11 protein-coding genes are annotated in these 9,799 nt (G+C 68.2%); 7 read left to right on the plus strand and 4 right to left on the minus strand.

Features of this window, described 5'->3' with window-relative positions; translation table 11 throughout:
• The 3 genes from GA0115259_RS22425 to GA0115259_RS22435 all read right to left on the minus strand — a co-directional run.
• On the minus strand, positions 1–624 hold a 624-nt coding region (locus GA0115259_RS22425; RefSeq protein ID WP_141716656.1), incomplete at its 3' end, for an MsnO8 family LLM class oxidoreductase.
• Between the two features lie 138 nt (positions 625–762).
• Entirely contained in the window at positions 763–1,482 is a 720-nt protein-coding gene (locus GA0115259_RS22430) for a maleate cis-trans isomerase family protein (RefSeq protein ID WP_093600133.1), read from the minus strand.
• A gap of 19 nt (positions 1,483–1,501) precedes the next feature.
• Positions 1,502–2,500 (minus strand): maleate cis-trans isomerase family protein, encoded by a 999-nt coding sequence (locus tag GA0115259_RS22435; protein ID WP_161230435.1) that lies wholly within the window; start codon positions 2,498–2,500, stop codon positions 1,502–1,504.
• 176 nt (positions 2,501–2,676) lie between these two features.
• On the opposite strand from GA0115259_RS22435, the gene GA0115259_RS22440 reads away from it, so the two are divergent.
• Both GA0115259_RS22440 and GA0115259_RS22445 read left to right on the plus strand, forming a co-directional pair.
• On the plus strand, positions 2,677–3,627 hold the full coding sequence (locus GA0115259_RS22440) for a D-2-hydroxyacid dehydrogenase (RefSeq protein WP_093600136.1): 951 nt from the start codon (positions 2,677–2,679) through the stop codon (positions 3,625–3,627).
• Positions 3,620–5,101: an amidase gene (locus GA0115259_RS22445; RefSeq protein ID WP_093600140.1), complete on the plus strand. Its 1,482-nt coding sequence runs from the start codon at positions 3,620–3,622 to the stop codon at positions 5,099–5,101. Before GA0115259_RS22440 ends, GA0115259_RS22445 begins: the two co-directional genes overlap by 8 nt.
• 28 nt (positions 5,102–5,129) lie before the next feature.
• Here GA0115259_RS22445 and GA0115259_RS22450 read toward each other — a convergent pair whose 3' ends face one another.
• Positions 5,130–5,627 (minus strand): DUF3830 family protein, encoded by a 498-nt coding sequence (locus GA0115259_RS22450; protein ID WP_093600143.1) that lies wholly within the window; start codon positions 5,625–5,627, stop codon positions 5,130–5,132.
• Positions 5,628–5,676: 49 nt separating this feature from the next.
• On the opposite strand from GA0115259_RS22450, the gene ehuB reads away from it, so the two are divergent.
• From ehuB to GA0115259_RS22475, 5 genes are all read left to right on the plus strand, one after another.
• Entirely contained in the window at positions 5,677–6,624 is a 948-nt protein-coding gene (ehuB, locus tag GA0115259_RS22455; RefSeq protein WP_176732620.1) for an ectoine/hydroxyectoine ABC transporter substrate-binding protein EhuB, read from the plus strand.
• Positions 6,621–7,295 carry an ectoine/hydroxyectoine ABC transporter permease subunit EhuC gene (ehuC, locus tag GA0115259_RS22460; RefSeq protein ID WP_093600146.1) on the plus strand — a complete coding sequence of 225 codons (675 nt, stop codon included), beginning with the start codon at positions 6,621–6,623 and terminating at the stop codon, positions 7,293–7,295. The genes ehuB and ehuC overlap by 4 nt, the downstream gene beginning before the upstream one ends.
• Before the next feature lie 32 nt (positions 7,296–7,327).
• The gene (ehuD, locus tag GA0115259_RS22465; RefSeq protein ID WP_202450241.1) at positions 7,328–7,945 is read left to right on the plus strand and encodes an ectoine/hydroxyectoine ABC transporter permease subunit EhuD; all 618 of its coding nucleotides are present in this window, start codon (positions 7,328–7,330) and stop codon (positions 7,943–7,945) included.
• Complete coding sequence (locus GA0115259_RS22470) at positions 7,935–8,711, plus strand: amino acid ABC transporter ATP-binding protein (RefSeq protein ID WP_093600152.1); 777 nt, start codon at positions 7,935–7,937, stop codon at positions 8,709–8,711. The genes ehuD and GA0115259_RS22470 overlap by 11 nt, the downstream gene beginning before the upstream one ends.
• A 183-nt stretch (positions 8,712–8,894) precedes the next feature.
• Entirely contained in the window at positions 8,895–9,662 is a 768-nt protein-coding gene (locus GA0115259_RS22475) for an IclR family transcriptional regulator (RefSeq protein WP_093600155.1), read from the plus strand.
• Positions 9,663–9,799 lie beyond the last annotated feature (137 nt).

Below are 9,799 nucleotides of genomic sequence, written 5' to 3' on the forward strand. Positions count from 1 at the left end.
GGCAAGCCGCGCGCTGAAGCCGGACGAGCCGAGCAGCCAGATCGGCGGCCGGGCGGTGGGGCCCTGGACCGGTCCGGGGACGGCGTGGATACGGGAGTACGGATGGCCGTCGGGGAAGTCGTCGTCCAGGAACCGGGTCAGCTCGGTGAGCTGCTGCGGAAAGTCGTCGGCGCCCTCGCGCAGCCCATCGGAGCGGCGCAGCGCCGCCGCCGTGGCCCCGTCGGTGCCCGGCGCGCGTCCGAGGCCCACATCGACACGGCCGGGAGCGAGCGCCTCCAGCGTGCCGAACTGCTCGGCGATCACCAGCGGCGCGTGGTTGGGCAGCATCACACCGCCCGAGCCGAGCCTGATGCGCTCGGTGTGGGCGGCGAGATGGGCGAGGATCACCGCGGGCGACGAGGACGCGACGCCCGGCATGGAGTGGTGCTCGGCGACCCAGTGCCGGTGGTAGCCCCTGCTCTCGGCGAGCCGCGCCAGCGCGACGCTCGTACGGAGCGACTCGGCGGCGGTGGAGCCTTTGCCCACCGTGACGAGGTCCAGTACGGAGAGAGGCACTGGGGCCGTGCCCTGTGCCGTACCCCGAATCGCGTCCGTCGTGCCTCGGCTCGTGTCGTGGTCGTCCACCGGTCTGACCCTTCTGCGCGGAAGTGCGTACACGCGTACAGAAGGGCTGCAACAGGAGGGGCTCTCCGGTTATTCCTGCCCGGCTGTTTATTCCTGCGCAGTCACGCCCGCCCGGTAGTGCCCGCCCGGCGGTGCCCGCTACTCCCTGCTCGCGAACAGCGTGCCGAGCCGCGGAGCCCACACCCTGCGCTGCGCCAGCCGCAGCCCTTCCCAGACCGACACCTGGTTCGCGGTCAGGACCGGCTTGCCGATCGCCTCCTCCAGCTCGGGCACATACGCCGCCGTGTGCAGGGCCGTGTCCGGGAGCAGGACGGCCTGTGCGTCCGGATGGTCGCCCGCGCGGGCCAGCTCCAGTACCTGGTCCCATCCCCAGGTGCCGACCTCGGCCGCCGTGATGATCCCGCTGGCCCGGTCCGCGACCACTTCGGTCCCGGCCGACTTGAGGAAGGCGGTGAAGTAGCCGGTGACGTCCTCGGGATAGGTGGCCGCGACGGCGACCCGTTCCACACCCAGCTCCCGTACGGCGTGGGCGAAGGCGAACGACGTGCTCGACGCCGGCAGCCCCGCGGCCCTGGCCAGGGTGCGTGTCTGCTCGTGGGCGCCCTCCCACCCGTACACGAAGCTCCCGCTCGTACAGGCCCAGACCACGGACTGGGCGCCCGCCAGCCGAAGCTCCGCCACGCCCTCGGCGAGCCGGTCCGCCGAGCCCATCTCGATCAGCGCGTCGACGCGGTGGGCGTCCTCACCGATGTCGGTGTGGACGACGGCCAGCCGGATGTCGATGCCGAACAGCGCCTCCATGCGTGGATAGTCGTCCTCGGCGGAGTGTCCGGGATAGAGGAATCCGACGGTGGTCATGTCCAGCCTTCCTTACTCATCACTCATCAGGCAGCGGCTCCGGAAGGGACTCGGTGGACGATTCGGGCAGCGGCTCCACAGATGACGCGGGTGACACGGATGACACGGATGACGCGGGTGACGCGGGTGATATGGCGGGCCCCATCGGTCCGATCGGCGCGACCGGTCCCATCGGCACCACCGGCGGCAGGGCCTGTATCGACGGTATGGACACCTCCCGTGTCTCGCCGGGCGGCTCGTACGCGTCCCGCACGTCGCGTACGTAGTGCGCCTCGCCCGCCTCCCGGCGGTCGAGCAGCAGCCCTTGGTACGGACCGACCGCGTGCGCCCCGAGCCTGCGCAGCGCCGCCCACATCGTCACCTGGTTGGCGGACAGCACCGGCATCCGCAGCTCCGCCTCCAACTGCGGAATCGCGTCATATGTCGGCAGATTCGTACAGCTGATGAAGAGCGCGTCCGCCGACCCGACGACGGCCTCGCGCGCCATGTCCACGACCGAGCGATAGGGCACCTTCCAAATGTGCCGCGTCAGCCCCAGAAAGGCGCGCCCAGTCACGGTTACCCCGACCTCCGCCAGATAGTCCTCCAGCGCCTGGGTGACCGACTCCGTATAGGGCGTGACCAGCGCGATCCTGCTCGCGCCCAGCTCCTCCAGCGCCTCGACCAGGGCTCCCGTCGTGGTGAGCGAGGGCACCTCGCCCGCCCGGGTCATCGCCTCGCACATGGCGCGCTCGCCAACCGGTCCGCCGACAAAACTGCCCGAGGTGCAGGCGTACGCGATCACCTCGGGCTCGGACGCGCCGAGTGCCCGTACGGCCTCACCGAGCGTCTCGTGCTCGCTGACCAGCCTGGCCAGATCGAGGGAGACCTCGACGGGCACATAAGGCGTCCTGGTCACGCGCAGCGAGATGTCGTCGGGCACCCAGCGCCACAATTCGCGATCAAGGGCGAAATCGAAAGGGGCGACCACACCCACTCCACGCTGCGGTTGTGGTCCACCCAGAAAGGAGACTTGCAAGTCGGGCCCCCTTAGCCTGTTATTGACGACGGTAAGAGCCAGGTGCAAGCGTGGTCAATCCGCCCATCTCAGACGTTGCACGGATTTTCCCCGGCGGAAATCAACCGCACCATCAGCCCCGCTCGCAGACCGCCCGCAGACCCGCCCGACCGGTTCCGGCAGAAGGGCTCCTTGCCATGCCAGTACCCACGCTCCTCGTTCTGGAGGCGGATCCTCCGCCACGTCTCGGCCGGCTCACCGGCAAGGCGCGTATCCGCCACTCGGACGAAAGCGGCCTCGCGGCCCAACTCCCGCTCGCCGACGTTCTGCTGGTGTGGGATTTCACCTCCGACGCGGTAAGGAACGCATGGCCGGGAAAGGGCCCGCGGCCTCGCTGGGTGCATACCGCGAGCGCGGGTGTGGACCGGCTGCTCTGTCCCGAGCTGATCGATTCCGACACGGTCGTGACCAATGCCCGGGGCATTTTCGAGGAACCCATCGCCGAATATGTCGCCGGATTGGTGCTCGCCATGGCGAAGGACCTGCCCGGCACGCTGGAGCTCCAGCGACAGCGCCGCTGGCGCCATCGCGAGGCGCTCCGGGTCGCGGAGAGCAGGGCCGTGGTGATCGGCGCGGGCCCGATCGGCCGGGCCGTGGCCCAGACACTGCGGAAACTGGGAGTGACGGTGGCGGTCACCGGCCGTACGGCCCGTCCCGGCGTGCACGGTCCCGAGCAGCTCGACCGGCTGGTGACCCGGGCCGACTGGCTGATCAGTGCGGCGCCGCTGACTGACGCGACGCGCGGGATGTTCGACGCGCGGCTCTTCGGGCTGATGCAGCCCTCCGCGCACTTCATCAATGTGGGACGAGGACAGCTCGTCGTGGAGAGCGATCTGATCGCCGCGGTGTCCAAGCGGTGGATCGCGGGCGCGGCACTCGATGTCTTCGAGCACGAGCCGCTGGATCCGGAGAGCCCGCTGTGGGACGTGCCCGGACTGATCGTGTCCCCGCATATGAGCGGTGACACGGTCGGCTGGCGCGACCGCCTGGGCGCACAGTTCGTGGAATTGTATGAACTTTGGGCCGCCGGAAAGCCGCTCCCCAACGTGGTGGACAAGAAACGTGGGTACGTCCCCATGCATGACTGATCACACGCACCGGACCGAGCCGCAGTCCCCGCCCACCACGCACGTCCCGCGCGTCCCCTCCGATCCGTCCGGCCTCGCCGACCTCACCGCGCGGCAGCTTCTCGTCGGCTACGAACAGGGCGAGTTCTCGCCGGTCGAGGCGGTTCGTACGGTGCTGGAGCGGATCGAGGCGGTCCAGCCGCTGGTCAACGCCTTCGTCCGGGTGGACGCCGAGTCGGCGCTCGCCCAGGCGGAAGAGTCGGCGGGACGGTGGCGCAAGAAGGAGCCACAAGGGCTGCTCGACGGTGTGCCGGTCTCGGTGAAGGACATCTTCCTCCAGCGCGGCGGCCCGACCTTGCGCGGTTCGAGGACCGTACGGCCCGAGGGCCGCTGGGACGAGGACGCGCCGGCCGTAGCGCGGATGCGGGAGCACGGCGCGGTTCTCGTCGGCAAGACGACCACGCCGGAGTTCGGCTGGAAGGGCGTCACGGACTCGCCGCTGTCCGGAGTGACCCGTAATCCGTACGACCGCTCCCGTACGGCGGGCGGATCCAGCGGTGGCAGCGCGGCGGCGGTGGCACTGGGCGCGGCCCCGCTGTCGATCGGTACGGACGGCGGCGGCTCGATCCGTATCCCGGCGTCCTTCTGCGGGATCTTCGGGCTCAAACCGACGTACGGGCGGGTGCCGGTCTATCCGTCCAGCCCGTTCGGCACGCTCGCCCACGCCGGGCCGATGACCAGGGACGCCGCAGACGCGGCGCTGCTGCTGGATGTGATCAGCGGCCCCGACCGGCGGGACTGGTCGCAGCTCGCGCCGGCTCCGGCCCTGAGCGACTCACTGGCCGACGGTGTGCACGGGCTGCGGATCGCGTACTCCGCCTCCTTCGGCGGCCAGGTCGCCGTACAGCCCGCGGTGGCCTCCGCCGTACGGAACGCGGTGAGCCGGCTCGCCGAGCTCGGCGCGTATATCGAGGAGGCCGATCCGGATATCACCGATCCGGTGGAGGCCTTCCACACACTGTGGTTCAGCGGCGCGGCCCGGCTGGTGCAGCCGCTCAACCAGGAGCAGCGGAAGCTTCTCGATCCCGGGCTGCGCGAGATCTGCGCGACCGGCGCGCGGTACAGCGCGCTGGAGTATCTGGCGGCGGTGGACACGCGGATGGAGCTGGGACGGCGGCTGGGCCGGTTCCATGAGTCGTACGACCTGCTGGTCACACCGACGCTGCCGATCACCGCGTTCGAGGCGGGCGCGGAGACGCCGGCGCGCTCGGGCCTGCACCGCTGGACGGGCTGGACGCCGTTCACGTATCCGTTCAATCTGACGCAGCAGCCCGCCGCGAGCGTGCCGTGCGGAGTGGACGCGAACGGACTGCCGATCGGAGTGCAGCTCGTCGCCGCCCGGCACCATGACGCACTGGTCATGCGCGCGGCACACGCGCTGTACGAGTCGGGCGCGGCACGGATCCCGGCACCGGGCGGCGATAGCCGGCCATAGGACCAGGTCCTGTCCGGTCGGACAGGACCTATGCCCGGCGGAAGTTGAGCGTTTCGCCGATGGCGCCCGCGCGCCACAGGTCCTGGCAGGCCTCGGCCATCCGGTCGAGGCCGTCCACCACCGAGCCCCAGACGATGCCCGGGATCCATCCCATGTCGCCGTTGATCAGCAGATTGTTGCGCTCGTAGAAGAGGGCCAGATCCACGACCGTACGGCGACCGCGCACGGCCTGCTCGTCATAGCCGTACGACGAAGTGCCCAGCTCCGTCTCGGAGAAGGTGAAGTAGCAGAGATCGCCCGGAATGGGAGTAACAGTCGGATTCTCCAGCGGTGGCTCCTCGGCGGCGAAGGCCGGGAACAGCGCGTAGATCTCATTGCGGGCGTATTTCGCGTGATACACGTCCGAGCCCAGCGGCAGTGCCTCCCATACCGCCGCGCAGGTGACCGGAGCCCGGTCATCCAGGAGTTTCGCGGTGCACTCGACCCCGCGCTTGTCCAGTGACACAGTCACAAATCGGTCGGTCATGCCCCCATGGTCCTCGTCTGATCGACCGAGTCAAGGACGCATGATCCGAATGAAGCCGGGTAGCCGCGCGGCCATGGCCTCACCACCGGAGCACAAGAAGAGAAGAACGGCAGAAACGACGGAAACGACAGAGCCGCCGTTCCTGAGACGCCGTTCGCTGCTGCTGGGTACGGCGGTGCTGGGCGCCACCGGCGCGATCGGCACCGCGGGATGCAGCCGGATTCCCTCCGGTGACACCCTCGCCCGGCTGAAGTCGCAGCGCACGGTGCGCCTCGGAATCGCCGGTGAGGCGCCGTACGGATTCATCGACGAGGAGGGCGACTTCACGGGCGAGGCGGTGGAACTCGCCAAGGTGATCTTCAAGCGGCTCGGTGTCGCGGGCGTACAGCCGGTGGCCACCGATTTCTCCTCGCTGATTCCCGGGCTGAACTCCCAGCAGTTCGACGTGGTCTCGGCCGGGATGTACATCAACAAGGAGCGCTGCGCCCAGGTCATCTTCGCCGATCCCGAATACCAGATGCTCGACGCGTTCATCGTGCCCAAAGGAAACCCGAAAGGGCTGCGCTCGTACCAGGATGTGGTGCGGACCGGAGCGGCATTCGCCACCGGCACCGGCTACGCGGAGATCGATTACGCGATATCCGCCGGAGTGCCGGAGAAGGAGATCGTCATTCTCCAGGATCCGGTGGCCGGGCTGAACGCCGTCGAGTCCGGCCGTGTCGATGTCTTCGCGGGTACGGCGCTCACCGGCCGGAGCGTGGTGAAGAAGAGCCGCAAGGCCGAGGCAACCGAGCCGTTCGCTCCGGTCGTGGACGGAAAGAAGAAGATCGACGGCGGCGGTTTCGCCTTCCGGCCCACCGACACGGATCTCCGTGACGCCGTCAACACCGAGATCCACCGGATGAAGAAGAGCGGCGAACTGTTCCGTATTCTCCGGCCGTTCGGCTTCACCGAGACGGAGATGACCACGCTGACGGCAGAGGAGCTGTGCGCATGACAGCCGGCCTCTGGACACAGTGGATGCTTCCGGGCATCTGGATCACCGTTCAACTCACGCTGTACAGCGCGGCGCTGGCCACCGTCGTCGCCTTCGCCGTGGGAACGGCCCGTACGCATCGCGCGCGCCCGGTCCGCTTTCTGGCGGGCTGCTACACCGAGATCTTCCGGGGCACCTCGGCGCTGGTGCTGATGTTCTGGCTCTTCTTCGTCATGCCGAGCCTGTTCGGCTGGGCGCTCGTCCCGATGTGGGCGGCGGTGCTGGCGCTGGGACTGTCGTACGGAGCGTACGGCGCAGAAGTCGTGCGCGGCGCGCTCAACTCGGTGGCTCCGGCGCAGCGCGAAGCGGGTATCGCGCTGAACTTCACGCCCTGTCAGCGGCTGCGGCTGATCATGCTGCCGCAGGCGGTACCGGAGATGATCCCGCCGTTCTGCAATCTGCTCGTCGAACTGCTGAAGGGCACCGCGCTGGTCTCGCTGCTCGGTGTGGCCGATGTGTCGTTCGCCGCCTATCTGGTGCGGCTGGCCACCCAGGAGAGCGCCCAGATCTACTCGGTGACGCTGGTGATCTATTTTGTGCTCGCCTTTGTCCTCACTCGTGGAATGCGGGCGCTGGAACGGAAGACCAAGGCCGGAATAGGCATCGTCACCACATCGGGAGGTGCCCGGTGAACGGCTGGGACTGGTCCGCGGTCGCGGACTTCATGCCTCGTTTCTGGGACGGCCTGCTTCTCACTCTTCAGGTGCTGGTGCTCGGCTCGCTCCTCTCGTTCACGCTCGGTCTTCTCTGGGCGATCGGATTCCGGGCGGGAACACGTTTCGTACGGTGGCCGGTCCATGCCGTCACCGAATTCATCCGGAACACTCCGCTGCTGGTGCAGCTCTTTTTCTTCTTCTTCGTCCTGCCCGAGTGGGGCGTGCAGTTCTCCGGGCTCACCACCGGGACCATCGCGATCGGGCTGCACTACTCGACGTACACGGCACAGGTCTACCGCGCCGGGATCGACGCGGTGCCGGCCGGACAGTGGGAGGCGGCCACGGCGCTCAGCCTGCCCGTCGGCCGGACCTGGACGGCGGTGATCCTGCCGCAGGCGATCCGCAGGATCGTGCCGGCGCTCGGGAATTACGTCATCTCGATGCTGAAGGACACACCGCTGCTCGCCGGGATCAGTGTGCTGGAGATGCTCCAGCAGTCCCGGCTGGAGAGCGCGTCCACCTTCCAGTACACCGAACCGCTGACCGTGGTCGGTATCGCCTTCATCCTCATCGCCTACCCGGCTTCACTTCTGATGCGAGCCCTGGAGCGCCGTCTTGTCCGCTGACTTCCCTCCCACAAGCGCGAACACGAACGCCGATGAACTGATCCGTTTCGACAAGGTCACCAAGAGATTCGGCAAGAACACCGTCCTGGACGACCTCTGTTTCTCGGTGAGGCCGGGAAAACATGTCACTCTGATCGGCCCGTCGGGCTCCGGCAAGACCACGATTCTGCGGCTGCTGATGACCTTGGTACGGCCTGACGAGGGCACCATCACCGTCAGCGGCGACCAACTCTTTCCGGCGGGCCCCAAGGAGGTCCGCGAGATACGCAAGAACATCGGCATGGTCTTTCAGCAGTTCAATCTCTTCCCGAACATGAGCGTGCTGCGCAATGTCACCGAAGCGCCGGTCCGGGTGCTCGGTCTGAGCAGGGACGAGGCGGAGGCGCGCGGCCGTGAGCTGCTCGATCTGGTGGGCCTCGGCGACCGCTGCGAGGCCAAGCCGGCCCAGCTCTCGGGCGGCCAGCAGCAGCGCGTGGCGATCGCCCGCGCGCTCGCGATGCGACCGCGGATCCTGCTGCTGGACGAGGTGACCTCGGCGCTCGATCCGGAACTGGTCGCCGGAGTGCTGGACGTACTGCGGGACATCGCCCGCACCACGGACATCACGATGCTCTGTGTGACCCATGAGATGAACTTCGCCCGGGACATCTCCGACGAGGTCCTGATGTTCGATTCCGGCACGGTCATCGAGTCCGGCCCGCCGGAAAGAATCTTCTCGGCGCCGGAGCACGAACGGACGCGCGAGTTCCTTGGGGCGATCCTGTGAAACTCTCGCGCATTTCCTGTGGCCAAAAAGGCGGCCCGTACAGGGCTCTTCGCGGCTATCGTGGTGAGCGGAAAAGCGTGAGCTCGCGGTCACAGCCTGACAGGACACGAGGCAGGACGCGAGGCGGGAGATGAGGCAGTACTCAAGGCAGTACGTGAGGCAGGGCCTGGGGAGGGCGGAACCGTGGCGTTGAAGCCGGAGCCGACCGCGCCGTTCCACTCGGTGCGGTACGTCCTGCGCGTTCTGGAGGCCGTGTCCAAGTACGGCGGCGCCGGAGTGACCGATGTCCAGATCGCACGGGAGAGCGGACTGCCGAGCGGACATCTCACGCCGCTCCTCTCGATGCTGCGGCGCGAGGGATATGTGGAGCGGGTCGCGGACGGCGCCTATGTGATCGGTGACTCGCTGGCGCTGCTCGGCTCGGGTCACGCCCGCCGGCAGGCACTGGAGGCCAGGCTTCAGGAGTCGCTCTACGAGCTGCGCGACTCCGTGGGCGCGGCCGTCTATCTCAGCCGGTACATCGACGGCGAGATCAAGGTCACCCAGATCGCCGACGGCCCGCTGACGCCCGCGGTCAACGAGTGGGTCGACTTCCGCTCCACGGCCCATGCCAGCGCGATCGGCAAGTGTCTGCTGACTCAGCTCGACCGGAACGGCCGCCGGGAGCATCTCGCCCGCCACAAGATCGCCCGTTTCACCTCCCGGACGATCACCAGCGAGCGTCTGCTGTTCTCCCGGCTGGACAGCCGGCCGCCGACGGTTCCCGTGCTCGATCTCCAGGAGTACGCGGTCGGGACGGTCTGCGCGGCGGTCCCGCTCACGGCGGGCTCCACGGTGGGCTGTCTGGCGCTCTCGCTCCCGGTCGAGTACGCGCACCGGCTGCGCTCGGCGGCGGAGACGCTGAATCGCAGAGCGGCCCCGATGGCACTGTCACTGACGATCCAGGGCTGACGGTCCAGGCCTGACGATTCAGAACCATGGCGCCTGGTCCGGAGCACCTCGGACCACCGGGTATTATTTTCGAGTCGGCAGGCGCCGCTAGCTCAGTTGGTTAGAGCAGCTGACTCTTAATCAGCGGGTCCGGGGTT

Source organism: Streptomyces sp. MnatMP-M17 (genome assembly GCF_900091995.1).
Taxonomy (GTDB): Bacteria; Actinomycetota; Actinomycetes; order Streptomycetales; family Streptomycetaceae; genus Streptomyces.

Excerpts from the sequence above, each read along its gene's own strand:
- ehuB (WP_176732620.1), top strand. The coding sequence starts at position 5,677 with ATGAAGCCGGGTAGCCGCGCGGCCATGGCCTCACCACCGGAGCACAAG.
- ehuC (WP_093600146.1), top strand. The coding sequence starts at position 6,621 with ATGACAGCCGGCCTCTGGACACAGTGGATGCTTCCGGGCATCTGGATC.
- GA0115259_RS22430 (WP_093600133.1), bottom strand. The coding sequence starts at position 1,482 with ATGACCACCGTCGGATTCCTCTATCCCGGACACTCCGCCGAGGACGAC.
- GA0115259_RS22440 (WP_093600136.1), top strand. The coding sequence starts at position 2,677 with ATGCCAGTACCCACGCTCCTCGTTCTGGAGGCGGATCCTCCGCCACGT.
- GA0115259_RS22450 (WP_093600143.1), bottom strand. The coding sequence starts at position 5,627 with ATGACCGACCGATTTGTGACTGTGTCACTGGACAAGCGCGGGGTCGAG.
- GA0115259_RS22445 (WP_093600140.1), top strand. The coding sequence starts at position 3,620 with ATGACTGATCACACGCACCGGACCGAGCCGCAGTCCCCGCCCACCACG.
- ehuD (WP_202450241.1), top strand. The coding sequence starts at position 7,328 with ATGCCTCGTTTCTGGGACGGCCTGCTTCTCACTCTTCAGGTGCTGGTG.